This is a genomic window from Deltaproteobacteria bacterium (genome assembly GCA_019308995.1).
GTDB lineage: Bacteria > Desulfobacterota > Desulfarculia > Adiutricales > JAFDHD01 > JAFDHD01.
Genome location: JAFDHD010000003.1, coordinates 57,124 through 83,269, shown reverse-complemented (window position 1 = coordinate 83,269; position 26,146 = coordinate 57,124). Strand labels below are relative to the sequence as shown.

Sequence of the window (26,146 nt, the reverse complement as noted above, 5' to 3'; positions counted from 1 at the left end):
GCCTGCCGCTTCGACCATGTCAGAAGCTTCTTCAGGAGTCCCTTCCCAGGGTATGACATCGAAATCATCCGGGCTCACGCACATCTTGCTACGGGAGAGATTCACTAGTTCCATAATGGAACCCTGTGGAATCTCGCCATTCATTTTGGCGCCAGCCCACCAGAAGGACGAAGCCGCCTGGTGTAAGGCAACATCCTGAAGGCGCGCTCCCGGTTCGTTGTTCTGTACTCTCCGTGAGTAATTGGCCTTACCTGAAGCTGCAATTTCGTCTCGGTACTCGGCTGGTTGCCGAGCAAACCAATTGATAACATTTCCTCTTGGCTTTTCCATGATGGATTCGTCCACTTGTGTGGTGATTTTATCCACGGACTTGACCCACCAGGGATACCGTTTGCTTTGATCCCGATAGACGAAACCTTCTGGAATTCTGCCCACTTCATTCATTCCGGTTTCTTTTTCTACATAATTTTCAGCCATGTTGGTCCTCGTAAAAAAGGATGATTAAGAGGTTTGATATCCTTCTCGTTGTTCGCTTTATGCCTTCTCACGGAACATCTTTTACTAACCAGCCACCTCTACTGTCTGACCATCTCGGTTCGATGCCTGATCTCGGCGTCCTCCCGCGCCTCGGACCGTGACCGGAATGGCTGCATATTCACCTCAACCCGGCGGATCGTTCCTGAAAACGGAAACGGCGCCTCGTAATCGTCGGTAACCGGCGAGAGGCTGTCCCGCCCGATGCTCATACCAGTGGTATAGGTACGCACCGTGGACGGCACTTCCATCGAGCCGCATTCGTTTCCGTTGATCAAGAGGGTCATGGTTCCTTTTTGGTCGTTCCACGTGAAACGTACACCGAGCGTACTTGGCCCCACAGGCACTTTTTGCTCGGACCTGACTACGTGGTGGTCGGTAAAGACGTTACTGTCGAACACCATTTGTTCATCCTTGATGTACCAGCTGAATCCCGTGTTCTGTGTGCCATGCGCTACCAGCACCCCGTTAGCAGACGCGTCGGGCCGTTCGACCTCTGCGGTCATGACCCAATTACGGGTACCCAATCCCGGTGATGCCGCGGAGGGTACATGGGAGATAGGCGGGTAATAGACATAATGACCGCGGGCATGCAGCGAGCCGGGGCGGAGCCTGGTAACCGCGAATAGTTCCCTCCGGTCATCAAGAGGCAGCACCCCATGACGGCTGGCCTCAATCCACCACAGGTCAATCATTTCCCTGAGTTTTTCCGGGTTTTCAACAGCCAGGTTGCGGCATTCTGAAAAATCTTCGTCCAGGTGATACAACTCCCACTCGTCATCGCTGAAAGGCTCACCGCGTTTGTGATAGGTCACGGCCTTCCATCCGTCGGCCCAGATACCCCGATGTCCCATCATCTCGAAATACTGTGGGCCCTTGCGGGTCTTTTCATCCGGCGCGTCAATGGTATAGGCCATGGACGTGCCGGCAATGGGTATCTGGTTATAGCCGCGGTACGTGTCTGATGGCTCAATATCAAGCAGTTCAAGAATGGTCGGCACAACGTCAATGACATGATGGAACTGGCCTCGGATGCCGCCCCGGTCTTTAACGCGTGGCGGCCAGTGGATGATCAGCGGGTCGCGTACGCCCCCTCCAAAGGTGTTCTGTTTATACCATTTGAGCGGCGAATTCCCGGCCTGGGACCAACCCCATGGAATATTTGAATGGCTGTGCGGTCCACCGATCTCATCGAGTCGGGATTGGATCGCATCCACGTCCTCGGGCATGCCGACAAAATACTTCATCTCATCCATCAGACCGGTCGGACCGCCTTCCTGACTGGCGCCGTTGTCCGAAAGCAGGACGATGATGGTATTGTCGAGTTCGCTCATTTCCTCCAGAAAGGAGACCAGCCGTCCGATGTGATGGTCGGTGTGGTCTAGGAAACCGGCAAAGGCTTCCTGGAGTCTAAGCGCGAATCGCTTCTCGTTTTCGGAAAGGTCGTCCCACGGCCGCACGCCAGGGTTCCTGGGGGCCAGTTCCGTACCCTCCGGAATGATGCCCATTTCCAGCTGACGTTTATACCACTCTTCCCGGATAATGTCCCAGCCGGCGTCAAAACGGCCACGATATTTCTCAATGAACTCACGAGGCGCCTGGTGCGGAGAGTGGGTCGCGCCGAAGGCCAGGTAGAGGAAGAACGGCCGGTCCGGTCGCACGGATTTCAGATCGCGGATGAACTCCATGGAGCGATCAACGAGATCCTCGGTGACGTGATAGCCCTCTTCAGGACCATAAGGTGGATCAACATAATGATTGTCGTAGGTCAGCTGCGGGTAGAACTGGTCGGTTTCACCCTCTAAAAAGCCATAGTACCGGTCAAAGCCGCGCTGTATGGGCCACTGGTCGAACGGACCGGCGGTCGAGGTGTCCTGGGTCTGGGCCAAATGCCACTTACCCGAGGCAAATGTGGCGTAACCTTCTTCCCGCAGCATCTCGGCAATGGTGGCGGCGTGCGGCGTGATATAGCCCCGCATGTTCGGGAAGCCGCTGCTGATGTTGGAAACCGTCCCCATGCCCACGGTATGGTGGTTGCGACCGGTGAGCAGGCAGGCCCTCGTAGGCGAGCACAACGTCGTGGTGTGAAAGTTGGTGAACCGCAATCCACCAGCGGCCAAGCGATCAATGTTCGGCGTTTCGATGGTCGAGCCGTAGCAGCCGAAGTGGGAAAAGCCAGTATCGTCGAACAGGATCACCACTAGGTTTGGACTGTTGTCTACCGACCGTTTCGGCTCGGGCCACCAGGGGGTGGATTCCGCATGGGTGCGTCCGATCACGCCTTTAAAATCTTCTTGATGGCTCATTTCAGGACTCCTTCGCGGGAGTCTGTTTGATAAAATCCAGGATTACTCTGGCCAGTTCCTCGCCCTTGTCTTCCTGTAGAAAGTGGCCCGCGCCTTTTATAATCGTATGCGGCTGGCCCTTTGCGCCGGGGATCATCCTCTGAAGATTTTTTTCACCCCCGGCCGTTACTGGATCGCCGTCGGAAAAGGCGGTCAGAAAAGGCTTTTCAAACCTGGAGAGTACTTCCCAGGCCTTTTGGTTCGCTGGTAGAGCCGGGTCGTCGTCACTGGTGGGAACCAGCGAAGGAAAAATTCTGGCGCCTTCAACATAGGACTGGTCCGGGAAGGGCGCGTCATAGGCCGCGAGTATTTCCGGCGTGGGATTTACGAGCGCATTGCTCATGATGTTGCCCGTTTCAAAGACCGGTACGGTCTGTGAAAATTTCTGCCAGTTAAGGAACGCCTCGGATGCCTGGCCGCCCCCGGCGGGCAGGCCGCCGTTGCCCACCACCACACGGCTGAACAGCTCCGGTTTTTCCCCCACCAACCTGAGCCCGATGAGAGAGCCCCAATCCTGGCAGAATAACGTGATATCGCCCAGGCCCACGCTTTCCAACCAGGCGTGCATCCATGCCACGTGCCGGTTGTATGTGTAATCGTTGCGGTTGGCCGGTTTATCGGATTTCCCGAAACCAACCAGGTCCGGGGCCACAGCTCGATGGCCAGCCTCGAGAAAGAGGGGGATCATTTTTCGATACAGGAAGGACCAGGATGGTTCTCCGTGCATCAGGAGCAAGGTTTCGACCGCGTCGGCTGGTCCTTCATCCACGTAGTGTATACGCAAAGTACCGCCTTCACCGTCCGGAACCTCCACGTAATGTGGCTTAAAAGGATAATCCGGCAGGTTTTCAAATCGTTCATCAGGTGTTCTTAAAGCTTTCATTAGGCACTCCTTATTAAATTGGGGGGAAATTTACACCGTGGATTTCTCCGCGGCGCCTTCATCAGTCAATAATTCCGGGAAGACTTCCATAAGAAAGCGTTTTCTGCTTGCGCTGTAATCCCATTCACTACTGAGTGGCCGCCAGCCGATGCCATCCAGAAAAATTCGGCCAACGTCGCCGGGCCAGATCCGTTTCCGGTCAAACCACTTTTTGTAAGCTTGTGAATCAGATTCCCTTATCACATAACTCCCAAGGATCGTCGAATTCAGGGTGAAGAGAATTTGGTATTCATCCGTGTTTTCAGGAAGCGTTAGATCGCTAATTTCAACCGCTTCCCGGATGATCCCGGCCATGATCTCCGCAATACGATTCTCGTTTTCAAAAAGCTCTTTTTGTCGCACCGGCGAAGCCTTTTGGTTTAGGCGATTGATATGCACGTCGAGTACTTCACGAAGGTAAAAGTGGAGAGGACCGAAGTTCAAGAGTGCGAGGCCGTAAAGCTTTTCCCGAGGTCTGCCTTGGAAAGTGATGGCTCTTTCGTAATATGAAGCGCGAATGGACGCGGACTGCACCGCCAATGCGACGATCAGGTCCTCCTGGGTCGGGAAGTACTTATAGATGGTGGGCTTTGAATATCCACTGCGTTCTGCTAAGCGGGGCAGAGTCAAGGTGTGCAGCCCCTCTTTGGCCACTATCTCCCGGGCCTGCTCCAGCATGAACTCTTCCCGCTTTTGCCTGACCTCGTCCCGAATCAGGAGTTCCCGCACCCGCTTGGTGCCTTTTGTTATTCCTTTACGCGTCGTATTGCTGTCCCCTGTAGAAGACAATGTTTGTGTTTTTATCTGGCCTATCATTTTCCCTTGCCAAGCTAAGCTATCGCCTGTTTTTTTATATGTCAATTAAATTTCAAATAAATTTTATAAGATTAACAAAAGTTAATTTTTTCTTAACATCTGATATTTCCTACTTTTAATTCCGTTATTCAAGGAGAATCATAAAACTCTTAGGAGGAGGGAACATGCCGCCAGGTCCGTGGGCATTTCCCGGAGGACGCATGGATGCAGGTGAGAGTCCGGAGGATACGGCACTGAGGGAACTTGCAGAAGAAGTGGGCCTAAAACTGCGTCACGATAGAGTGATCGGACGTCTGGATGATTTTACCACGCGTTCGGGTTTTACCGTCACACCAGTTGTGGTTTGGGGAGGTCCCGGTGTGGATCTCACGCCAAATCCCGCAGAAGTAGAATCTATTCATCGCATCCCGATAGCGGAGTTTTTGCGTAACGATGCACCAATACTTGAGGAAATCCCGGAGAGCAGGAATCCCGTTTTACTCATGCCAGTGGGAAATAGCTGGATTGCAGCACCAACGGCTGCGTTGATCTATCAATTCCGGGAAGTGGCAATTCTGGGTAAAAATACGCGCGTGGCACACTATGAGCAACCTTTTTTTGCGTGGAATTAGATTAGCTTTTTTCAAAGATAAATAATATTCTACTCGTAACATTGCAAAGGAGATGGTATGTCAGAAGCTGAAGCAAGGCCTAAACCGCCGAATTTTCTCGAGATTCATGCCGGTAATAACCCTGACAAGACCGCAGTTATCGGCCCGGAGCGCTCCATGACCTACGGCCAGCTGCGTGAGAGGGCCCGTGCCCTGGCCAGCCGCCTGTATGATATGGGACTCAGGCCCGGTAATCAGGTGGCCCTGATGACTTATAACATGCCCGAGTATGATGAAGTTGGCAATGCCCTTCAATATCTCCAGGTAGGGCTTGTCATGATCGGATATCGCATGAAACCGCCGGAGATTGAATACATTGTGGATAACTCGGACTCAAAGGTAGTTATTTTCTGGCACGAATTTGCAGATCGCATCATGCCCTATAAAGAAAAATATAAAAAGGTGCTGCCCGACGGTTTCACCCTGGTGCCCCTTCGGATATCTACCAAAACCTTGAAATATCGGTAACCAGAAAAACCTTTGATTTGTCTGTTGGACTTTTATTAAATTCCCCATATTTCGCAGGTTATCTTAATCGCAATATCAATAGAACTTTTAACTGTCAAAATCCTAACCAGTGTGGATTTCGGGCAGTGGCGTCGAAATCCGTCCCGGTTTTGTAAGGTTCGAAAACGCCGCCGGCAGCGGCCTCGGCGGTTCTTTCCACCAATTCGAAACATTGCTCCTCGCTCATGGGGCGATAATCTCTGGCCGCATCGATCAGTTGCTGAAGGATTTCAAAATTCTGGCAGCCGGCCACCACCACGCTGACAGGCAGGTTCATTGAGTAGTGCAGGCATTCCATCGCGGTAACAATGTTTGTGGTGAACACTCTCCCTGCACACATTGGTTTCATCCCGATCACGCCGATGTTTTTCTTTGCCAACACCGGCAATACGCGTTTCTGGAAACTCTGATAGTGCGCGTCCATGATATTCAACGGCATCTGAACGGTATCGAACAGGAACCCGTTTTTATCGGCGGTATCCAACATTTTCAGGTGAATGTCCGGGCTCTTGTGTCCGGTAAATCCGATATATCTTATCTTGCCTGCCTGCTTTGCTTCCACGGCCGCTTCGATCGCGCCGCCAGGGCCAAATATACGATCCGGGTCCGACATACGGATAACTTCGTGAAACTGCACAAGATCGATCATGTCGAGTTTGAACCGCGAAAGTGATTCGTCGATCTGCTCTGCGGCCGATTTCTTGGTCTGCCCGTCAATCTTGGTCATTAGAAAGACCTTGTCCCTATACCCATCCTTTAACGCTTTTCCCATGCGGATTTCGCTGATACCCTCATTGTAGTCCCAACTGTTATCCATGAAATTAATCCCGTTATCGATGGCGGTTCGTATCAGGCGAATACTGTCGATTTCGTCTGTCTGGATACCGATGTGATAACCGCCCAAACCTGCTATGGATACAAGTTCCCCAGTATGTCCCAGAGTTCGGTATGGAATCCCCGATTTTGATTCATTCATATCTGATATCTCATTTTCTAGTTTCGAATCTATTTAAAAACCAATAAAGGAGGGAAAGCCGGCGGTCTGTTTCAGATCCGTGATTTTCCGTCCCTGTATCTTGACCCTTACAAAGTCGGTTTTTTCTGAGCCTATGTGGGAGTGACCATATCAAAAAAGAAATGGATTGGATATTAGAAAAATGAAAATTATTTATTAAGGCGAACAATCTGATTTCTTAGGCGAAGGTTCTCTTGCCAGCCATTCTTCAGACCTGGGATCGTCAATAGAAACCTAAAAATATCAGCCAGCTCGAAAATCTGTGATAAGTCTGACAGATAAACTAAGTTTCTCACAATAGCTTTTATCATCAAACTTCCAACGCGATGGATTTCAAAGATAATTATGGTTCTTCTAGTTTTTGCGGACTTCTGATTTAAGACCGGTAGTTAATGGCTTGAAAGAAAAAAGAATTTAGCTGATGCAGTCGTTGAATATTGATTATAAATTTCCACAAATAGCAGAATTCTGCCACATTGCTCCCTTTTTCTTCCAAGCCGCGCTCCGATTGTATTTCTCCAGGTGCTTGTCAAGGACGCTACTCCTTCGGCGTTCCTCCTTGACAAACTGTCCTGGAGATTTTTTATAGAAGAATAATTAGGTACTTCTCATCAAGTACGCAAATTCGTGATGAGCCATAATTTATCCTATCTGGATTCCACGAGCTACACAGAAATACATCTATACTAGCTCGTAAAACTATGGCGCTTTGTTGGGAATAATGTGGGGAATTGATTTTATTGCATGAAAAAGGGATCAACTAATATTAGCTAACCCCTTGAAATTATTTGGCGGGGACGACGGGATTTGAACCCGCGATCTCCGGCGTGACAGGCCGGCGTGTTGAACCACTTCACTACATCCCCTGAAATTGGAACTACTTGCCTTTCTGGTAGGCGGAACAGGATTTGAACCTGTGACCCCCGGCTTGTAAGGCCGATGCTCTCCCATCTGAGCTACCCGCCCGTGTATTTGACACTCTATGGCTGTTCATTCACAGTGTCAAGACAAAATCGATCAGGAAAGGCTAGTGCGCCGTTATCTCCGGTCCTGTCTCAGTTTCTGAAGGCAGAAAGGCTGGCTCGGTTTCAACCTCAGGCTCGACAAAGAGAGTTTCGCCTTCCTTAAGTATGACGGCGTGCTGGAGGACTTCATCCATGTGTTCCACCAGGATGAGTTTGACCGACTTCAAGACTTGGGGTGAGATTTCCTTAATATCCTTCTCATTTTCCTTTGGGATAAGAACGGTCTTAATATTGCTGCGGTGAGCGGCCATGGTTTTTTCTTTAAGGCCGCCAATGGGCAGGACACGGCCTCTGAGCGTTATCTCGCCGGTCATTGCAATATCCCGGTGGACCCGCTTCTTGATCAAGGCCGAGACAATGGCCGTGGTAATGGTAATTCCGGCCGACGGCCCATCCTTGGGAATGGCTCCCTCGGGCACGTGCACGTGAATATCCACCTTGCGGTAGAATTTTTCAGCCAGGCCCAATTGGGCTGCCCTGGAACGGACGTAGGACAGAGCCGCCTGAGCTGATTCCTTCATAACGTCCCCCAGATGTCCGGTCAGGGTAAGCTGGCCCCGGCCTGGCATGATAACCACCTCGGTCATCAGGATTTCACCACCGACCTCGGTCCAGGCCAGACCTGTAGCCAGACCGATTTCATCCCGCTCTTCAGCCATACCATAGCGGAACTTGGGCACGCCTAGATATTGAAAGACATTCTTGGCCGTGATCCTGATCTGCTTCCTGTCCGGATCCTTCACCACGGCCCTGGCCGCCTTACGGCAGATGGACGCAATTTCGCGCTCCAGACTCCTGACGCCAGCCTCGCGGGTGTAACGGCGGATAATCTGCAGGATGGCCCGATCCGAAAAATGGATATTACTTTCTTTGAGGCCATTATTCTCGATTTGTTTCTTGACCAGGAACTGCTTGGCGATATTGAGCTTTTCGTCCTCAAGGTATCCCGGAAGGCGGATGATTTCCATCCGGTCCTGCAGGGGCGAGGGGATGGAATAAAGGGTGTTGGCCGTGGTGATAAAGAGGACCTGTGAAAGGTCATAGTCAAGATCAAGGTAATGATCATTGAAAGCGTGGTTCTGTTCCGGATCCAGGACTTCCAGAAGGGCGGCCGAAGGGTCGCCACGGAAGTCCATGCTCATTTTATCCACCTCATCTAGGCAAAAGACCGGGTTGTTGGACTTGGCCTTTCTCAAACTCTGAATGATCTTCCCTGGCAGGGCGCCGATATACGTCCGCCGATGTCCTCTGATTTCGGCCTCATCCCGAACACCGCCCAAAGAAAATCGGATAAAGTGGCGTCCGGTAGCGCGAGCCACTGAGGTGGCAAGAGAGGTTTTGCCTACCCCCGGGGGTCCGACAAAGCAGAGGATGGGGCCTTTTATCTTCTTAACCAGCTTCTGAACGGCCAGGTACTCCAGGATACGCTCTTTGGGTTTTTTGAGGCCGTAGTGATCTTCTTCCAGGATACGCTCGGCCTCCTTAATATCCATGATATCCCTTGTGCGCTCGTACCAAGGCAAAGAAAGGATCCAGTCAATATAATTGCGAACCACCGTGGCTTCGGCTGACTGGGGTGACATCATTTTGAGTTTCTTAATCTCATGGGCCACCTTGGTTTTGGCTTCACGGGAGAGGCGTTTTTTAGCCAGGAGCTTCTCCAGCTCCTGGATTTCATTCATGAGATCGTCTTTTTCACCCATCTCACTCTGGATGGCCCGCATCTGCTCATGGAGGTAGTACTCTTTCTGGGTCTGCTCCATCTGTTTCTTAATCCGGCCCTTGATGCGCTGTTCGATCTCCATGACCTCCACTTCCTGACGCATGAGCTCATACAGCTTTTCCAATCGCTTGGGTAGATTCACGAGCTCCAGGAGATTCTGTTTGTCAGCGGTTTTGATATTAAGGTGAGCCACCACAGTATCGGCCAGCTTGGAAGGATCGGTCAAGGAATTGACTGTCTGCACAACTTCTGCCGGTATCTTCTTGTTGACCTTGGCATATGATTCAAACGCGGATATCACGCTTCGGCAAAGGGCTTCGATCTCGGACTGATTTTCCTGGATTTCAACCAGCAATTCGGTTTCGACAAAAAAGAAATCCTGATGAGGCATATACTGTAAAACCCGAGCACGGGCCTTGCCTTCGACCAGGGCTTTAACTGTGCCGTCTGGCAGCCGGAGAAGCTGAAGCACGCTTCCAATGATTCCGATGCGATGGATATCTTTTTCACTCGGGTCGTCAATCTTGGGGTCAATCTGGGTCGCGAGGAAAATACTTTTTTCTAAATTCATCGCATGTTCGAGAGCCTTGATGGATTGCTCTCGCCCCACGAACAAAGGCACGACCATGTAAGGAAAGACCACCACGTCTCGCAAAGGCAGGAGAGGAAGATGTAATCTCTCCCCTTCCGATTTGGAGCCTGGTTTATTTCGATTGAGATTAAAAAGCATTGTTATATCCTTATGGTTTTTCTAATGTCTAGCTGAGTACAGCCCGGGTTACTATGAAAAAGCAACCGCCGCGCCTTGGCTGCCCCGAGCAGTTGGCCTCCGAATCAGGCGGTTCTGCGAGAGAGGAATGATTATGCTGTTTCGACCTGCTGCTCGTATAACAGAATAGGCTGTTCACCCTTAAGAATCACTTCTTCGCTCACAACACACTCATGAACATTATTAAGCGACGGCAGCTCGTACATGATATCGAGCATCGCCTTTTCCATGATCGCTCTGAGACCTCGGGCGCCGGACTTACGCTTTAGGGCTTCCTTGGCGATCGCGGTCAATGCGCCTTCTGTGAATTTCAACTTCACACCTTCGAACTCAAAGAGCTTCCTGTACTGCTTCTCCAGCGAGTTTTTCGGCTCCTTGAGAATGCGAATCAGGGCGTTTTCGTCCAATTCGTTCAGCGTAGCAATGACAGGCAAACGACCGATAAACTCGGGAATCAGTCCGAACTTAAGCAGATCCTCCGGCTGGCATTGGGCCAGGGTTTCGCCGATGTTTTCTTCTTCCTTGCTGGTCTTGATATCCGCGCCAAAACCCATGGTCTTGATTCCAATACGGGCCTTGATTATGCTCTCCAATCCCACAAAAGCTCCACCGCAAATAAACAGGATGTCAGTCGTATCAACCTTGACGAACTCCTGCTGTGGATGCTTGCGTCCGCCCTTGGGAGGCACAGCCGCCATGGTGCCTTCGATGATTTTAAGCAAGGCTTGCTGAACCCCTTCGCCGGACACATCTCGGGTAATGGACGGATTATCGGATTTGCGAGCGACCTTGTCTATCTCGTCAATATATACAATACCTCTACTGGCCCTTTCCACGTCATAATCCGCAGCCTGGAGGAGATTCAGGATGATATTCTCCACATCCTCCCCCACATAACCGGCCTCGGTCAAGGTCGTGGCGTCAGCAATGGTAAAGGGCACATTGAGAATCCTGGCCAGAGTATGGGCAAGCAGAGTCTTACCCGATCCGGTGGGACCGGCAAGCAGAATATTGGACTTCTGCAGTTCCACGTCCCCTAAATCAATCCTGGACTCGACGCGCTTATAATGGCTGTTCACCGCAACGGCAAGGATCTTTTTCGCGGTTTCCTGGCCAATAACGTATTCATCCAGAATATCCTTGATTTCAGTTGGCTTGGGAATTTGGTCAACAGCGACACCCTCTTCTCGTTCATACTCCTCAGCAATGATGTCGTTACAAAGCTCAATGCACTCATCACAAATATAAACCGATGGGCCAGCAATCAATTTCTTGACTTCATCCTGGCTCTTGCCACAAAAGGAACAAAGCAGATCTGAGAGCTTACCATCACCTGTTTTGGTCATTCACCTTACCTCCGGTCTCAAGGCTTCATTTCGCGCTCAGTAATAACCTTGTCAACAAGGCCGTATTCAACGGCCTGAGCGGCGGTCATAAAAAAGTCGCGTTCAGTGTCGGTCTGAATCTTCTCGATGTTTTGACCGGTATGTTTGGCCAAAATCTCATTAAGCTCCTGCTTGAGCTTAAGAACCTGACGGGCCTGGATGTCAATATCCGTAGCCTGGCCTTGGAACGCACCCAAAGGTTGATGGATGAGAATTCGAGAATGAGGCAAGGCGAAGCGCTTCTTTTTCGCTCCCCCGGCGAGCAATAATGCGCCCATGCTCGAAGCCTGTCCCATGGCCAGGGTCGAAACGTCAGGCTTGATATACTGCATCGTATCGTAGATGGCTAGACCGGCTGTAACGTCCCCACCCGGGGAATTGACATAGAAGTTTATATCCTTGTCCGGGTCCTCTGATTCTAAATATAGAAGCTGGGCCACCATCACGTTGGCAACACTGTTATCAAGAGCGGTTCCTAAAAAGACAATGCGGTCTTTAAGCAGGCGGGAGTATATGTCATACGCCCGTTCTCCGCGGCTGCTCTGTTCTACGACAAAGGGAATTAAAGCCATCTGTTACATCCTAAGTACTGACAGGTTATTACGAACGTTCTTTCTCAGAATCTTCACCAGATCCTGAAGAGGCGCCTTCAGTTTCCGATGCAGAAGATTCCTCAACGTCTTTAATATTAGCATTTTCAATTAAATAATTCAAGGTCTTTTCAATGAGGAGCTGCTGGCGTTTTGGTTCTAACATTTGGTTTTGACTGTAAAATTCCGTTATTTTATCTAGAGGCTGCCCCGTCTCTCGAGCCATCCGGAACATCTCTGCCTTCAGCTCGTCATCAGTGACAGTCAGGTCTTTATCTTGTGCAATTCTTTCGAGAATCAAGTTGGTCTTAACCATTTTAACCGCAGCCGGCTCATACTCTTCCTTCAGTTTTTCCTCGGACATGCCTGCAGCTTCGAGGGTCAACCCGGAGCGCTGGAAGTTGAACCTGGTATTGGCCACCATGGCCTTGATCTCCTGCTGAACCATGCTTTCCGGTATCTCGAATTCCACAAGATCAAGGAGTTTATCTCTCAATTGACCCCGGAGGAGTTCTTCGACCCGCTGTTCTTCCACCTTGGTCAGATCAGCCTTGATTTGTTCTTTCAGATCATCGAGGTTCTTAAATTCTCCTCCCAGATCCTTGGCGAATTCATCATCGAGCTCGGGCAGGATCTTCTCTTTTATGTCCAGAAGTTTTACCTCAAATCTTACTTCCTGACCGGCTAGCTTCGGATTATAATAGTCATCTTTAAAGGTGACGGTGATCTCCCGGTCTTCACCTTTGGAAAGCCCGACCAGGTTGGAATCAAAATCGGAGTCAAAAATTCCAGCGCCGACCTCCAGCTGGTAGCTGGGATTGGTTCCACCTTCCAGGGGCTCTCCGCCAATATACGCTGTATAGTCTATCACAGCAATATCTCCGGTTTTAAGAGGGCGCTCTTCCTCAATGCCTTTGGTGGTGGCGTATGCTTCGCGAAGCTGGCTAAGTCTCTTATCGGCCATTTCCCGGGTGATCTTAACCGGCTCCCTGACGAGTTCAAGCTCTTCATAACCTTTGACCGTAAACTGAGGCTTGATTTCAAGCGAAAAAGTGAAACGAAAAGGCTCACCCTCCACATAGCTGGATTCTTCCAGGTTGGCCGGAGAAGCCAAACTCAGATTGGCCTTGTCCAGGGCTTCACGCAAGGCTTCATTGATCAATTTCTGGGTTACTTCCTGCTCGACCTGAGGGCCATAAATCCTTTTGATCATGCTCAAAGGAGCCTTGCCTGGCCGAAATCCTTTTAATTTAGCTTTCTTACGAATGTCTTGCAGACTTTCCTTCATGCGCGTGTCTACCATCTTTGCAGGCGCTTCGACCGCAAGCTTTTTTTTCGTGGCTTCAATATCTTCCCAAGTAAACTCCATATTCATCTCCAGGTACTTGCCAGTATTGGTGCGAGAGAGGGGACTCGAACCCCTACGGCCAAGGGCCGCTGGCTCCTAAGGCCAGTGCGTCTACCAGTTCCGCCACCCTCGCGCAGGCTTGCCTGACAGTTCCATATATTTATTATACCTAATGATGTCAAGACAATTCATGGGCAGGGTCCAGAACTCAAGTTAACGTCACACGCCTCACTCGAAGCTATTCGGGTCATTTGCTAAAGCCGGGCGAAGGACTCACAAAAACCGGGCTCTGGTTGATAATCATCTTTCCATAAGGCTGATAACCGCGGCCAAACACCTCATCAAGCCTCACTCAGTTCCTGAAGGAACCGCGGCTCTGACCTCACGGAGAAGTTTCTTTGCTTCAGAAAGGGATGGGTTCAAGGCTCAGGGCCTGCTTGTATTCATACTCTGCGCTCAGGTATTCGTTATTCTCATAATGCTTCTCAGCTCTGGTGATAATCCTATCAACCTTTATTTCATCTAAACTTTTTAAATTTTTATAAAAATCTGGCTGAAAAACAAAATGACCCTCAAACTCTTCCATGCCGATCTCTTCTGTGAGAGCCAAGGGCTTGCCATGGATATCCAGGAGCTGAACGCGTATCCTATTCTCATCCAGAATGTCGGCCAAATAATAGCTCTTCAGTTCCTGTTCCCGAGCCGTGACTCCCATACCTAGAGTCGTCTTGGTGGTTTTGAGATACACGCCTTTCTTTATCTCGAACATTCAAAAGTATCTCCATCATGTCTCAACATAAGTCACTATACCTATTAGCCTCGATCAGGTCAATCGGAATTCTCGTATTACAAATCTTTAATAATTATAACCTGTTGTTGAATAAAAAGCACACCATGCTTTTAAAAGCCGGCGGGCTTAACCAAAAGAATTCATTCTGCCTCTCAGCCATGCCTCTCAACCCTGATTTTTCATTGGAGCTTTGGAAAAATTCTTGCTTCAACTAGAAGATGGTGGTATTTTTGGCGACTGTAAAGAAAGTATATCCTAGACACAAGACTTAAAAGAAGGACCTAGGGTTCGAGCCGGGAAGCAGGAAGAGATGAGTCTAGAAAAGCAGGACTATTACATGATTAACGAGGTTTCCCGGCGTGTTAACCTATCCCAGAAAAGAATTAGGGAATACGAGAGAGAAGGCTTCATCAAACCCGAACGAGAAGTAAGGACCAATAACAGACGCTACACAGACTTTGATATCCTCCAGATCAAGCGTGTTAACTATTTGATCCACGAACGAGGATTTACCCTGGCCTGCCTTCGCCATCTCCTGGTCATGGCCCCATGTTGGAACATTTTTGGATGCGTCACAAAAGAGAGCTGTCTTGCATATCTCAATCCACACCAACCCTGCTGGCAGGTCCGGATCAGAGAAGAGAATGAGCACGCCAGCCTGTGCGCTCACTGCGCTATTTATCTCAATCGCCAGCAGAAATCCGAACCAATACTTGAGAAGGAACATGGTCATTGGTAACCGACTGTTAAGGTTTTTTTGTACTCTGGCTTGAGCTTGACTGAACCGCCATACGACATAACAGGCCTGATTTTAGCCGGCGGCGCTTCCCAGCGCATGGGTCGGCCCAAGGCTCAGGTAGAACTGTCGGGGCAGACCATCCTGGACCGCATCAGGTCGAAATTGACCCCTATCTGTCGTGAAATTATCCTGGCCACCAACCGTCCCACTGATTTTTTTGATTGCGATCTCGAGATCGTGCAGGATCTCGTGCCGGGTCGAGGTCCTCTGGGAGGTCTGGCCACAGGCCTCTTTTTTGCGCACTACCCCTGGACCCTGGTCATGGCCTGTGATCTGCCGTTTGTGAAACCGGAATTACTTACCTTGCTGGCTCAGAAGGCGCTCACAGCCCCCCATGGTCCCCGCGCTCTGATTCCCCAGCATGCGGCCGGCTGGGAGCCTTTAGTGGCGGTTTATTCGAAAAGCTGCCTTAAGGCGGCCTTGAAACTCCTGGCTCACGAGAGGCCGCGCCTGCAGGATTTGAGGCGGCAAGGGGTAGTTTTTCAATTCGTGACCGAGGAAGAACTCGTAAAATTTGATCCTGACCTGATTTCATTCATCAATCTCAACACACCAGAGGATCTCGAACGAGCCAGGGATCTGCTTGGGGAATGAAGATGTGGCTCAAAAGCCGCAATTTCAACTTGATGATGTGGTCATTTAGCCACACCTGGGCCTGGTCATGAAAAAGGCTTTCCAGGATCTGGAAAAAATCATTAATAAATCTAAATAGATATAGAGGCAGTCGGCTTCCTTTTTTAAAGCAGCTCCTGGCATGATCCTTGCCCATGTATTTTATGATGAAAAATCTGGGGGGAATTCATGCAGAACTCGGTTCAGCGCACCTTGAAAAAAAGTGTCTCGTGTATCGGGATCGGCCTCCATTCCGGGAAAAAGGTCAACCTGACCTTACATCCAGCGCCTGAAGATTCGGGTATCGTCTTTGTGCGGACGGATCTCAACGGAGGACCGGCTATTAAGGCCTGCCTGGCAAACGTAGTCCACACTCGCCGGGCCACGACCCTGGGAAAGGACGGCGTTACCTTATCTACGGTCGAACATCTTTTATCGGCCTTGGCTGGTTTGGGCGTGGACAACACCAGGATTGAGGTCAACTCGGCTGAAATCCCGATCATGGACGGCTCCTCAGCACCTTTCGTTTTTCTCATCAAAACGGCCGGACTCAGGCGGCAGAAGAAGACCAGGAAGTTTTATATCGTCCAGGAATCTCTGGCAGTAAGCGATGGAGATAAAACCATCTCCTTAGCGCCTGCCTCAAAATTTATCATTGATTATTCTATTAATTTCAACCACCCCTTGCTAAAAAACCAATCCCACCAGATGTGCTTTTCCCGGCCGGTTTTTGAGAAAGAAATCAGTCGAGCTCGAACATTCGGGTTCCTGCATGAAGTTGAGCACCTGAAAAAAAATGGCTTTGCCCGGGGCGGATCATTGGACAACGCCATAGTAATTGATCATTTTCGCATCCTTAACGAAGGCGGTCTGCGTTTTGAGACTGAGTTTGTTCGTCATAAAATTCTTGATCTTATCGGTGACATATCTCTCCTGGGATCGCCCGTTATCGGCCATTTCAATGCTCACAAATCTGGTCACACCCTGCATCATGCCTTGCTAACCAAGTTTATGGCCACGCCCGGGGCCTGGAAACTGGAAACGTTGGCAAAGTCGTCTCAAGCCCGCTCCTTTGATCAAACAGAGGCCGCCCAGGCCACTGCCTGACAGAAAACCCGCTTCCTTTTAAATCTCTTTTTCCGGCCCGCTATGAAGAATAGCCTTGTTTTACCGGGCAACTTTTTTTATAGTTTCAAAAAGATATCTGAGGTGATTCTTTCATCGGTTAAACATCTTTGATTCCGGAGTTTGAGTCAAATTTACGGACTTCAAACAAAAGGGGTCTAGTCATGGACATGGAAAAAGATATTGTAAGACAGGCCTATCTGGAACGTAAAAAAATGCGCCTGGAACTGGGGCTAATTGGTTTCATCATACTCGTGGTCATCGGCCTGACCATTCTGGCAACCAATGTCGTGCGGCTCGGTCCGAATATCCCCCTCTCCAACAGTATCCTCTTCTTCACCGTCGTTAACGTCAACGCCATTCTTTTAATCTACCTGATCTTCCTGGTTCTGCGCAACCTGTACCGGCTCTTTTTCGCCCCCCAGCGCCAACTGAGCGGAGCCAAACTGCGCACCAAGCTGGTGGTGGCATTCATCAGTCTCTCCCTCGTTCCCACGGTCTTGCTCCTGTTCACCTCCCTCCAGTTCATCGCCACAAGCGAGAATGCCTGGTTTAACACCAATGTCGAACAGTCTCTGACGGACTCATTGAAAGTAGGACAGTTCTTCATGGACCTCACGAGAGGATATGCCTTGGATTTTGGAGAAAAAACCAGAAAAACCTTGGAAAGAGAAGGACTCGCCCGCCTCCAATCCATGGATCGGCTTGAAGCGTATCTTGAGGATAAGCGCAAGGAATATAGCTTCTCGCAGGTGCGGCTCTATTCCCAAAACCACGAGCCCATGGTTACAGTTCGAGCCCAGGATGTTTCTCCAAACCTGATTCCTTCACTTTCGGAAGACCTTCTCAAGAATGTCACCCTTTTCCGTCAGGCGCGCACCATCATAGATTCCACCGATCGAGGCGACGTGGTCCATGTTCTCCTGCCTTTGACCGCCCGGGATGAACGAGTTCTGGCCGTTATGGATGTGAGTTATTTTTATCCCATCCAGCTTAGCGGAAAGCTGCAGGCCATCGCCCGAGGGCTGGATGGATACAGAGAACTCAAGGAGTTTAGGGACCCCATCAGGCTCAACCATTACATCACCTTAACGCTGGTAACACTGCTCATCATCTTCGCGGCAACGTGGTTCGGCTTCCGTCTCGCCAGCGGGATCACCGGGCCGATCATGAGGCTGGCCGAGGGTACGCAAAGGATTGCCGGCGGGGATTATGATTTCACTATTGATGTTCAGTCCAGCGATGAGGTCGGGACCCTGATCGCTTCCTTCAATCGAATGACCAAGGATCTCAAGGCCAGCAAAAGCGAGTTGACTCAAAAGAATATTGAACTGACCAGGAGTTATACGGAACTGGATCAGAGACAACGCTACATCCAGATCGTACTTCAAAATGTGACGGCAGGCATCATTTCCACGGATGCGCACGGTCATACGACCACCATAAACAACTCGGCCGAGGAGATTATTAAGGTCAAGGCCGACCGGATTATTGGCCGGAAGTTGCAGGATCTCCTGCCGCCCGACCTTAAATCCCTTGACGATCTTGTCGAGGCTGCCAAGGCTTCCCCGCGAGGCTCGGCCGAGAAACAGGTCCGGATTAAGATCGGTGAGCAGGCCTTGAGTTTACATCTTCATCTGACCCTGCTCAAGGACGAGCAGAATCAGGACATGGGCATGGTCTTGGTTTTCGACGACCTGACAGAGCTCGAGAAAGCCCAGCGTATGGCCGCCTGGAGAGAGGTGGCGCGGCGCATCGCTCATGAGGTCAAAAACCCTCTGACGCCGATTCAGCTTTCAACCCAGCGCCTGCGTAAACATTACGGTGGCCACCTGGGCGATGACGACCAGATATTTAACGAATGCACCCACATGATCATTCGTCAGGTCGAGGAACTCAAACGGCTGGTTGATGAGTTTTCCAACTTTGCAAGGTTGCCTGCGGCCCGCCTGACCTTGAATGATCTGGCCCGACTTGTGGAAGAAACCCTGGTCCTGTATAAGGAAGGCCACCAGCATGTGGACTTTAGCCTGATAAAAGACCCCAGCCAGCCAGCCTTCAATCTGGACCGGGAACAAATGAAACGTGTGCTGATCAATCTCCTGGACAACGCCGTGGCCGCGGTGGATAACCATGGTCATATCGAGATCAACCTGTCCTACGATCAAACTCTCGAGATCATGCGCCTGGAAGTGGCCGACGACGGCGTCGGCATCAGCGCCCAGGACAAGGACAGGGTCTTTGACCCTTATTTTTCAGCGAGGAAGTCAGGCACCGGGCTGGGCCTGGCCATCGTCAGCACCATTGTGGCCGACCATAACGGCTTCATCAGGGTTCAGGACAACCAGCCCCGCGGCACCAAGTTCATTATCGAAATGCCCGTCAGAACCTGAGGAAAGGCAGATGGAGAAAACGATACTAGTTGTGGACGACGAAGAGGATATTCGCCAGTCTCTCGAAGGTATCCTGCGCGATGAAGGCTTCAATGTCACCCTGGCCACAAACGGTAGTGAGGTCCTGGATCGGATCGAGGCGGTTATGCCAGACCTGGTTCTGCTCGATATCTGGATGGAAGGGTCTGAGCAAGGTCTGGATGTATTGGCACACCTTCAAAGAGAGCACCCTTATCTGCCTGTGGTCATGATCTCCGGACATGGGAATATCGAAACGGCGGTCAAAGCCACCAAGATGGGGGCATATGACTACATCGAGAAACCGCTCTCTTACGATAAAATCCTTCTGGTGATCGAACATTGCCTGAATTACCACCGTTTAGCAGAAGAGAATGTTCTCCTGAAAAATCAGGCGGCGAAACGCTTCAAGCTCACGGGCCGAAGCTCGGCCATGCAAAACCTTAAAAAACAGATCGAAATAGTGGCTCCTACTAACGCCTGGGTCCTGATCACCGGGAAAAATGGCACGGGCAAAGAACTGGTGGCCCACACCATTCATCGTTTAAGTAAGCGGGCGGATAAACCGATGGTCGAAGTCAACTGCGCGGCAATTCCGGATGAACTGATCGAAAGTGAACTCTTTGGTCATGAAAAAGGCGCCTTCACCGGCGCAGGCCAGGCCAGACGCGGCCGGTTCGACCTGGCCAACCATGGCACCCTTTTCCTCGATGAAATCGGAGATATGAGTCTTAAAACACAGTCCAAAATCCTTCGTATCCTGCAGGAACAAAAACTTGAGCGCGTCGGCGGGACAAAGACCATTCAGGTTGACGTGCGGGTCATCGCGGCAACCAATAAGGACCTGGAGGAGGAGATCGCCCAAGGCAGCTTCCGGGAGGATCTCTATTACAGGCTCAACGTCATCCCGATTCACGTTCCACCCCTGAAAGAACGCAAGGAAGATATTCCGATCCTGATTCAGGATTTCCTGGAAGAATTTTCCAGAAAAAATAATGTCGTATCCAAGACCATCAGCCAGAAGGCGCTTGAAGCCCTGACCGCCCACGACTGGCCGGGCAATGTCCGTGAACTTAAAAATTACGTGGAACGGCTGGTCATTATGTCCCCGGGCGCGGTGATCGAATTAGTGGACCTGATGCCCAGCGCGGCCTTACCTTCCTCACGCCCCGCATCATTTCCCGACATTCTGGCCGTGCCGACCCTGAGAGAGGCCAAGGCTCTGGCTGAGCGTGAATACATCCAGTCCAGGTTAACCAAATATAAAGGCAACGTCACCCAGACCGCCGAAGCCATCGGTCTGGATCGAACCAGTTTGCATAAAAAAATCAAGGCGCTAGGCCTGAAGATAGAGGCTGGCTAAAAAACACTTCGTTTGCGGTTCTGTACCGGAAAGGCATCAAAATGGGCACGCATCGTTTGAAGGAACAGATACGGTTTCTGGTTGAGATTGATAAGCTAAAGAGTGTTCTTCGACAGTCCCGTCTTGTCAATGCCGAACGGCGAGAAAATTCGGCCGAGCACAGCTGGCATGTGGCCGTAATGGCCCTGGTCTTGTCGGAACATGCCGCGGAACAGGTGGATCTGGCCCACGTGTTGCAAATGCTCCTGGTTCACGACCTCGTGGAGATAGACGCCGGAGACACATACTGCTATGACGAAGCCGGGGCCCTGGATCAGAAGGAGCGAGAATCTCGAGCCGCGGAAAGGATTTTCAGCCTGCTGCCTGAAGATCAGGCGAAAGAGCTGGTTGAACTCTGGGAGGAGTATGAAACAGGTATTTCACCGGAGGCAAAGTTCGCAGCCGCTCTCGATCGCTTGATGCCGCTGCTGCACAATTATCATACCCAGGGTAAAAGCTGGAAGGAGCACGATATCACCCGGGACCAGGTGCTGGCGCGCAACGCCAATATTGGCGAGGGTTCAAAGATTCTCTGGCAGTATGCCCAATCAATTATAGACAAGTCCGTGTCCGCGGGATACCTGTCGGCGTCATAGTCAAGATGCTGATCTAAGTCCTGGCGTCACATGTTCATGAAAAAAAACAAGGGCAGGTGAAGCTTTAATTCTTCTTCATCAAATGAACCACACCCTTTTCCAAACCGTCCAGGGACAATTCAAACATCGGAAAGAAGGCGGCAATCTCCCCGATCGTCCTGGTCCATTGCCACCGGTCAGCCATGACGGGATTGAGCCACATCGAATGGGGAAAACAATCCGTCAGGAATCGCAATTGCTCCATGCTGGGCCGGCCGCTTCGTTCATCAATATAAATCGAGCCGTCACTGGCCAGGAGTTCATATGGGGCCATGCTGGCGTCCCCAACGATAATCAGCCGGGAATCAGGATCAGAGCGAGCGAACTCAGTGATGTGGACGGGTTTTCTCATTCGCGGCGGGTCTTCCCAGACGTTATCATAGATGGTGTTATGAAAATAGTATGTCTTTATTTCCTTGAACTGGCTTTGAGCATAATCGAACAGGGTTTGGACGACTTCCACAAAGGGCTCCATGGACCACCCGCCATTGTCTATCATCAGGATGATCTTGAGGCGGTCCTTTAGCCTGCGATCAAAAATGATTTCAATCTCTCCGCCGTTTCTAATGGTTTCCCGGATGGTTTCGTCCACATTGACTTCATCCATCGGTCCGGTCGGAATCATGTAGCGAAGTCTTTTTAAAGCCTCGCCGATCTGGGGCTTGGTCAGAAGGCCCCCGATGGAGTAATCTTTATAGCGCCGATCCAAGGCAACCTTTACCGCGGAAAAATTCCCGCCAACGCCGCCAACCCTCATCCCTTCGGGATGCTCACCTGAGTGGCCCACCGGTGAGGTCCCCCGCGTGCCGATCCATTTATCGCCGCCGTGATGAGCCTCAGTCTGTTCTTTTAACCGATCCAGGAAGTACTGAATCAACTCCTCAGGAGTAAGCTTTTTCAGCTCTTCCGGATCAATTCCCAGGGCCTCAGCCAGGCTTTCCGGGTCCTTGAGCCATTCCTGAAGCAGGGCCCTGGCCGCGGCTTCCAGATCAATCCCCTGGAGATCGGGCAATGCGACTCCCTTGAAGTAATGGGCAAAAATCTGATCGTAGAGATCGAAGTAACGCTCGCTTTTAACCAGAATGGCCCGCGCTCCAGTATAAAAATCTTCCAGACTGGTGATGAGCCCGCTCGTCAGGGCCTGCTGCAGGCGTAAAAACGAGGTGGGCGTCACAGTCACCCCAATCTCACGCAACTCATAAAAGAAACCAATAAACATCTAACTTACCGCAACCGGCCCACTCTCCGGACGCGCTCTCCCCGAATCTGATATTCAGCGATCTGGTAGTCCTGGCTCTTTTTATAAAGCACACCCAGGTAAGGAACCTTATCTATTTCTTTGATGTCAAAATCCGGATCTGCCTCCAAAGCTCGAATCCAGTTAATCAGTTCCCGCGTGGCCGGTTTTTTTTCAACCCCTTCAATCTCACGCAGCCGGTAAAATGTCTGGATGGCTGCGGTTTCCAGTTTCTGGTCCACGTCCGGGAAGTGGACGTCTATTATCTCCCGCATTAATTCCGGTGAGGGGAAGGCAATATGATGAAAATTACACCGCCCCAGAAACGGATCGGAAAGGTCCTTCTTGGCGTTGGAGGTGATGATGATGACCGGCCGAAATTTGGCGTTCATGGTCTTGTCAATTTCGATGATGTCAAACTCCATCTGATCCAGGATATCCAGCATGTCATCCTGAAAATCGGAATCCGCTTTATCAATCTCATCTATGAGCAGTACCACGCGCTCATCGTTCACAAAGGACTGGCCGATCTTACCCATACGGATATACTCCTCGATGTTGCTCACGTCCCGGTCCGTGTCACCGAACCGGCTGTCATTAAGTCTGGTCAGGGTATCGTATAGATAAAGTGCATCCACGAGCTTCATATTAGACTTAACGTTGAGCACAATGAGAGGCATGTTCAAGGCCTCGGCAATGGCGTGGGCCAGGGTCGTCTTGCCCGTGCCCGGCTCACCTTTGAGCAGAAGAGGCATCTCCAGGGCCATGGAGATGTTGACGATCTTGGCCAGTTCAGTATCAAGGACATATTTACTCGCACCAGTAAAGATTTTTCTGCCATCGTTATTTCCCATCTAGACGCTCCTTATACACAGGGTGGATTTAAAACCCCCGAATGTTAGTCTCTCTAAGTTATCTTAATATCCATGTCTGTCAAGTTTTTTTATCGTTTGAGGTCATAAGCAGCTTTGCCATTAGGTTTTCGGAGGCTAGACCTCTCTCAACCCGCCTTTTCCGAAAGACACAAAAAATTGATCATCAAATTTGTTGAGTACCAAGAGAAGCTCTGGAACTTTTCGTAAAAACTCTCTTTAAAAAAAAGGATGCATAATCTGTCTGCTTTGATATATTTTCCTTTAAGTCGTTTTTTGTTTAAAAATAAAGTCCCTGGGTGCAAAATAATCTGGAATGCGCCTGCAGGCTGCGGCCAATGGAGAGGAACTGGCCCTTACCTCTGGCTGAACTCTGGCCGCGATCAACTAAAAAAAGGGAGAACTTCCCGCGCCCAGTAAGAATGGAGATGTCTGGCAAAATCCGGCTTTAGCCTCCCTGGCCCAGGCCGGACCCAGGCCATGATATTAGATGATAAATAGACAGCCTCGCACAGGAGGGAATCATGAAATTTGCTGTAATTAGCGATAGTCACGGGGAAACGGATAATGTCCGCCGACTGGCCGAACATCTTTGCAACATTGGAATCAAACATGTCATTCACCTGGGGGACGATTATGATGACGCGGACGTCCTTTCAGAGGCAGGCCTGGAAGTCTTACGGGTACCCGGAGTCTTCAGCGACTATTATCAGGACCCGGACATTCCCAATCGCCTCTTCTCCGAGCTGGGCGGCCTCAAGATTCTCCTGACCCACGCTGATGCGCCCCACAAGAACGACCGCCCCGAAGACGGGGACCCGGCGGAACTGGCTCGAGAAAAAAAACCGGACCTCGTCCTGTTCGGCCACAGCCACTTACCGGTCATCGAAGAACGGGCAGGTATACTCTGGGTCAACCCCGGCCATCTAAAGACCGCAGACAAAAAGGGCGCTCCGCCTTCCTATGCCTTGATTGACACGGAAACAACCCCTTGCCAGATTCAAATCCGGGCATTTGAGGATGACCGCGTTTTAATGGAGAGATGAAATTAGGCCAAGATGGGGTCCTGCTCTGGCGGGCATGACTGTCCAGGAACACTGTTGATTTAGACAAAGCGGGCGGCCGGCAGCATCTCTCTGCCTCTCCTGGAAAATAGGCAATCCCAGGCATCATAAGATTTCGATTGTCAAACCAGTTTGGTTTATTATAACTTTAATCTGACAGGCGGTTGTTTAATTATTTAGAAAAATACTTCACATTGTTAAGGAGGCCGACATGCTAGCCATTGTTGAAATCAAGGCGCGGGAGATTTTGGATTCTCGAGGCAACCCCACCGTAGAAGTGGATGTCTGGCTGGAGGATGGCTCTTTCGGACGGGCCGCGGTGCCTTCAGGGGCTTCCACCGGTATCCATGAAGCTCTGGAATTAAGGGACAAGAACAAAAAAAGATACAAAGGCAAAGGCGTGCTCAAGGCGGTCAGTAATGTTGACAAAGTTATTTCACCCAAGCTCCTTGGCATGGACGGCCTGAATCAAGCCCTGATTGACCAGACCATGATCGAGCTGGATGGCACCGAGAACAAGGAGTCCTTAGGCGCCAATGCCATCCTCGGTGTCTCCATGGCCGTGGCCCGGGCCGCGGCTGAGGCATGTGTTCTGCCGCTATACCGGTACCTGGGCGGAACCAGCGCCCGTGAACTGCCTCGGCCGATGATGAACATCTTAAACGGTGGAGAGCATGCGGGCAATAATGTGGATATCCAGGAGTTCATGATCATGCCTCTGGTGGGGGATACCTTTGCCCAGGCGCTGCGGGCTGGAGCGGAGGTCTTCCACGCCTTGAAAAAGGTTCTGGACAAGGGGGGATTATCCACGGCCGTGGGCGATGAGGGTGGTTTTGCCCCGGATCTCAAGTCCAACGATGAGGCGATCGAGGTCATTCTCAAGGCCATCAAGGCCGCTGGATACGAAGTGGGCAAGGATGTGGTTCTTTGCCTCGATGCAGCGGCCAGTTCCTTTTACAATAAAAGAAGAAAGAAGTACGTCTTTCACAAATCAGACGGTTCAGCCCGAAGCTCGGCACGCATGATCGAGCTTTATAAAATATGGACTGAAAAATACCCCATTCGCTCCATTGAGGACGGTCTGGACGAAGACGACTGGGACGGATGGAGCGCCATGAATAAAAAGCTGGGCCAAAAGATTCAAATAGTCGGGGACGACCTTTTTGTCACCAACACCAGGCGGCTGAGCCGGGGGATTAAAGAAAAGGCTGCTAATTCAATTCTGATCAAACTCAATCAGATCGGGACGGTGACTGAAACGCTTCAGGCGGTCGAGATGGCCCATCAAGCCGGTTTCACGGCCGTGGTCTCCCATCGCTCCGGCGAGACCGAGGACACCTTTATTGCCGATCTGGCCGTGGCTGCGGGCACAGGCCAGATCAAGACCGGTTCTCTCAGCCGGTCGGAGCGTATTGCCAAATACAACCGTCTTCTCAGGATTGAAGAGGAATTGGGCGCAGCCGCCTTGCTGAGCCGACCGTTTTAAACGGCCTGAAATCAGATAACTGGTTAATACTTCAATGGGCGGGGATTATCCTCGCCCATGTTTGATGAAAGAACGGCGTCCTCG

General features: G+C 50.8%; 22 protein-coding genes and 3 tRNA genes. 10 read left to right on the top strand and 15 right to left on the bottom strand.

Translation table 11 applies throughout. The annotated features are described in order from the left end of the window. The 4 genes from JRI95_01565 to JRI95_01550 form a co-directional block, all read right to left on the bottom strand. Positions 1-477: hypothetical protein (locus JRI95_01565; protein ID MBW2060228.1), on the bottom strand; the 477-nt coding region annotated here is incomplete at its 3' end. Positions 478-575: 98 nt separating this feature from the next. After that, positions 576-2,840: an arylsulfatase gene (locus JRI95_01560; protein MBW2060227.1), complete on the bottom strand. Its 2,265-nt coding sequence runs from the start codon at positions 2,838-2,840 to the stop codon at positions 576-578. Position 2,841: 1 nt separating this feature from the next. After that, entirely contained in the window at positions 2,842-3,762 is a 921-nt protein-coding gene (locus JRI95_01555; GenBank protein ID MBW2060226.1) for a haloalkane dehalogenase, read from the bottom strand. 30 nt (positions 3,763-3,792) lie between these two features. Next, a complete protein-coding gene (locus JRI95_01550) occupies positions 3,793-4,617 on the bottom strand; it encodes a TetR/AcrR family transcriptional regulator (protein MBW2060225.1) in 825 nt (274 codons plus the stop codon). Between the two features lie 164 nt (positions 4,618-4,781). Here JRI95_01550 and JRI95_01545 point away from each other — a divergent pair, with 164 nt between their 5' ends. Both JRI95_01545 and JRI95_01540 read left to right on the top strand, forming a co-directional pair. Continuing rightward, the gene (locus JRI95_01545) at positions 4,782-5,228 is read left to right on the top strand and encodes a CoA pyrophosphatase (GenBank protein MBW2060224.1); all 447 of its coding nucleotides are present in this window, start codon (positions 4,782-4,784) and stop codon (positions 5,226-5,228) included. A 57-nt stretch (positions 5,229-5,285) separates the two neighbouring features. Continuing rightward, positions 5,286-5,735 carry an AMP-binding protein gene (locus tag JRI95_01540; protein ID MBW2060223.1) on the top strand — a complete coding sequence of 150 codons (450 nt, stop codon included), beginning with the start codon at positions 5,286-5,288 and terminating at the stop codon, positions 5,733-5,735. A gap of 94 nt (positions 5,736-5,829) precedes the next feature. Here the strand turns inward: JRI95_01540 and JRI95_01535 are convergent, their stop codons facing one another. The 9 genes from JRI95_01535 to JRI95_01495 all read right to left on the bottom strand — a co-directional run bounded on the left by JRI95_01535 (position 5,830) and on the right by JRI95_01495 (position 14,398). Further along, complete coding sequence (locus JRI95_01535) at positions 5,830-6,750, bottom strand: aldo/keto reductase (protein MBW2060222.1); 921 nt, start codon at positions 6,748-6,750, stop codon at positions 5,830-5,832. An 828-nt stretch (positions 6,751-7,578) separates the two neighbouring features. Then, positions 7,579-7,655, bottom strand: a tRNA-Asp gene (locus JRI95_01530). 24 nt (positions 7,656-7,679) lie between these two features. After that, a tRNA-Val gene (locus JRI95_01525) sits at positions 7,680-7,755 on the bottom strand. 61 nt (positions 7,756-7,816) lie between these two features. Then, positions 7,817-10,267 (bottom strand): endopeptidase La, encoded by a 2,451-nt coding sequence (gene lon / locus JRI95_01520; protein ID MBW2060221.1) that lies wholly within the window; start codon positions 10,265-10,267, stop codon positions 7,817-7,819. Between the two features lie 131 nt (positions 10,268-10,398). Beyond that, complete coding sequence (clpX, locus tag JRI95_01515) at positions 10,399-11,652, bottom strand: ATP-dependent Clp protease ATP-binding subunit ClpX (GenBank protein MBW2060220.1); 1,254 nt, start codon at positions 11,650-11,652, stop codon at positions 10,399-10,401. 17 nt (positions 11,653-11,669) lie between these two features. Beyond that, positions 11,670-12,263, bottom strand: a complete 594-nt coding sequence (clpP, locus tag JRI95_01510; protein MBW2060219.1) for an ATP-dependent Clp endopeptidase proteolytic subunit ClpP — start codon at positions 12,261-12,263, stop codon at positions 11,670-11,672. A 28-nt stretch (positions 12,264-12,291) separates the two neighbouring features. Then, positions 12,292-13,650, bottom strand: coding sequence for a trigger factor (tig, locus tag JRI95_01505; GenBank protein MBW2060218.1), 1,359 nt, complete (start codon positions 13,648-13,650; stop codon positions 12,292-12,294). Between the two features lie 26 nt (positions 13,651-13,676). After that, positions 13,677-13,762, bottom strand: a tRNA-Leu gene (locus tag JRI95_01500). A gap of 270 nt (positions 13,763-14,032) precedes the next feature. After that, positions 14,033-14,398 carry a hypothetical protein gene (locus JRI95_01495; GenBank protein ID MBW2060217.1) on the bottom strand — a complete coding sequence of 122 codons (366 nt, stop codon included), beginning with the start codon at positions 14,396-14,398 and terminating at the stop codon, positions 14,033-14,035. Positions 14,399-14,729: 331 nt separating this feature from the next. On the opposite strand from JRI95_01495, the gene JRI95_01490 reads away from it, so the two are divergent. The 6 genes from JRI95_01490 to JRI95_01465 all read left to right on the top strand — a co-directional run bounded on the left by JRI95_01490 (position 14,730) and on the right by JRI95_01465 (position 21,364). After that, positions 14,730-15,158, top strand: coding sequence for a MerR family transcriptional regulator (locus tag JRI95_01490; protein ID MBW2060216.1), 429 nt, complete (start codon positions 14,730-14,732; stop codon positions 15,156-15,158). A gap of 36 nt (positions 15,159-15,194) precedes the next feature. After that, on the top strand, positions 15,195-15,812 hold the full coding sequence (locus JRI95_01485) for a molybdenum cofactor guanylyltransferase (GenBank protein MBW2060215.1): 618 nt from the start codon (positions 15,195-15,197) through the stop codon (positions 15,810-15,812). Between the two features lie 207 nt (positions 15,813-16,019). Further along, the gene (locus tag JRI95_01480; GenBank protein MBW2060214.1) at positions 16,020-16,937 is read left to right on the top strand and encodes a UDP-3-O-acyl-N-acetylglucosamine deacetylase; all 918 of its coding nucleotides are present in this window, start codon (positions 16,020-16,022) and stop codon (positions 16,935-16,937) included. Between the two features lie 182 nt (positions 16,938-17,119). Then, complete coding sequence (locus JRI95_01475; GenBank protein MBW2060213.1) at positions 17,120-19,348, top strand: HAMP domain-containing protein; 2,229 nt, start codon at positions 17,120-17,122, stop codon at positions 19,346-19,348. 10 nt (positions 19,349-19,358) lie between these two features. Continuing rightward, complete coding sequence (locus JRI95_01470; GenBank protein ID MBW2060212.1) at positions 19,359-20,729, top strand: sigma-54-dependent Fis family transcriptional regulator; 1,371 nt, start codon at positions 19,359-19,361, stop codon at positions 20,727-20,729. A 41-nt stretch (positions 20,730-20,770) separates the two neighbouring features. Beyond that, positions 20,771-21,364, top strand: coding sequence for an HD domain-containing protein (locus JRI95_01465; GenBank protein MBW2060211.1), 594 nt, complete (start codon positions 20,771-20,773; stop codon positions 21,362-21,364). A gap of 64 nt (positions 21,365-21,428) precedes the next feature. Here the strand turns inward: JRI95_01465 and JRI95_01460 are convergent, their stop codons facing one another. Together JRI95_01460 and JRI95_01455 are read right to left on the bottom strand one after the other, a co-directional pair. Continuing rightward, positions 21,429-22,622, bottom strand: a complete 1,194-nt coding sequence (locus tag JRI95_01460) for a hypothetical protein (protein MBW2060210.1) — start codon at positions 22,620-22,622, stop codon at positions 21,429-21,431. Between the two features lie 5 nt (positions 22,623-22,627). Then, positions 22,628-23,494, bottom strand: a complete 867-nt coding sequence (locus JRI95_01455) for a MoxR family ATPase (GenBank protein ID MBW2060209.1) — start codon at positions 23,492-23,494, stop codon at positions 22,628-22,630. 542 nt (positions 23,495-24,036) lie between these two features. Here JRI95_01455 and JRI95_01450 point away from each other — a divergent pair. Both JRI95_01450 and eno read left to right on the top strand, forming a co-directional pair. Beyond that, the gene (locus JRI95_01450; protein ID MBW2060208.1) at positions 24,037-24,558 is read left to right on the top strand and encodes a YfcE family phosphodiesterase; all 522 of its coding nucleotides are present in this window, start codon (positions 24,037-24,039) and stop codon (positions 24,556-24,558) included. Positions 24,559-24,787: 229 nt separating this feature from the next. After that, positions 24,788-26,062, top strand: coding sequence for a phosphopyruvate hydratase (gene eno, locus JRI95_01445; protein MBW2060207.1), 1,275 nt, complete (start codon positions 24,788-24,790; stop codon positions 26,060-26,062). The last annotated feature ends 84 nt before the right edge of the window (positions 26,063-26,146 follow it).

Excerpts from the sequence above, each read along its gene's own strand:
- JRI95_01540 (MBW2060223.1), top strand. The coding sequence starts at position 5,286 with ATGTCAGAAGCTGAAGCAAGGCCTAAACCGCCGAATTTTCTCGAGATT.
- JRI95_01455 (MBW2060209.1), bottom strand. The coding sequence starts at position 23,494 with ATGGGAAATAACGATGGCAGAAAAATCTTTACTGGTGCGAGTAAATAT.
- JRI95_01460 (MBW2060210.1), bottom strand. The coding sequence starts at position 22,622 with ATGTTTATTGGTTTCTTTTATGAGTTGCGTGAGATTGGGGTGACTGTG.
- JRI95_01475 (MBW2060213.1), top strand. The coding sequence starts at position 17,120 with ATGGACATGGAAAAAGATATTGTAAGACAGGCCTATCTGGAACGTAAA.
- JRI95_01480 (MBW2060214.1), top strand. The coding sequence starts at position 16,020 with ATGCAGAACTCGGTTCAGCGCACCTTGAAAAAAAGTGTCTCGTGTATC.
- tig (MBW2060218.1), bottom strand. The coding sequence starts at position 13,650 with ATGGAGTTTACTTGGGAAGATATTGAAGCCACGAAAAAAAAGCTTGCG.
- clpX (MBW2060220.1), bottom strand. The coding sequence starts at position 11,652 with ATGACCAAAACAGGTGATGGTAAGCTCTCAGATCTGCTTTGTTCCTTT.
- JRI95_01465 (MBW2060211.1), top strand. The coding sequence starts at position 20,771 with ATGGGCACGCATCGTTTGAAGGAACAGATACGGTTTCTGGTTGAGATT.
- eno (MBW2060207.1), top strand. The coding sequence starts at position 24,788 with ATGCTAGCCATTGTTGAAATCAAGGCGCGGGAGATTTTGGATTCTCGA.
- JRI95_01555 (MBW2060226.1), bottom strand. The coding sequence starts at position 3,762 with ATGAAAGCTTTAAGAACACCTGATGAACGATTTGAAAACCTGCCGGAT.
- JRI95_01545 (MBW2060224.1), top strand. The coding sequence starts at position 4,782 with ATGCCGCCAGGTCCGTGGGCATTTCCCGGAGGACGCATGGATGCAGGT.
- JRI95_01490 (MBW2060216.1), top strand. The coding sequence starts at position 14,730 with ATGAGTCTAGAAAAGCAGGACTATTACATGATTAACGAGGTTTCCCGG.
- JRI95_01470 (MBW2060212.1), top strand. The coding sequence starts at position 19,359 with ATGGAGAAAACGATACTAGTTGTGGACGACGAAGAGGATATTCGCCAG.
- JRI95_01495 (MBW2060217.1), bottom strand. The coding sequence starts at position 14,398 with ATGTTCGAGATAAAGAAAGGCGTGTATCTCAAAACCACCAAGACGACT.
- JRI95_01535 (MBW2060222.1), bottom strand. The coding sequence starts at position 6,750 with ATGAATGAATCAAAATCGGGGATTCCATACCGAACTCTGGGACATACT.
- clpP (MBW2060219.1), bottom strand. The coding sequence starts at position 12,263 with ATGGCTTTAATTCCCTTTGTCGTAGAACAGAGCAGCCGCGGAGAACGG.
- lon (MBW2060221.1), bottom strand. The coding sequence starts at position 10,267 with ATGCTTTTTAATCTCAATCGAAATAAACCAGGCTCCAAATCGGAAGGG.
- JRI95_01550 (MBW2060225.1), bottom strand. The coding sequence starts at position 4,617 with ATGATAGGCCAGATAAAAACACAAACATTGTCTTCTACAGGGGACAGC.
- JRI95_01560 (MBW2060227.1), bottom strand. The coding sequence starts at position 2,840 with ATGAGCCATCAAGAAGATTTTAAAGGCGTGATCGGACGCACCCATGCG.
- JRI95_01450 (MBW2060208.1), top strand. The coding sequence starts at position 24,037 with ATGAAATTTGCTGTAATTAGCGATAGTCACGGGGAAACGGATAATGTC.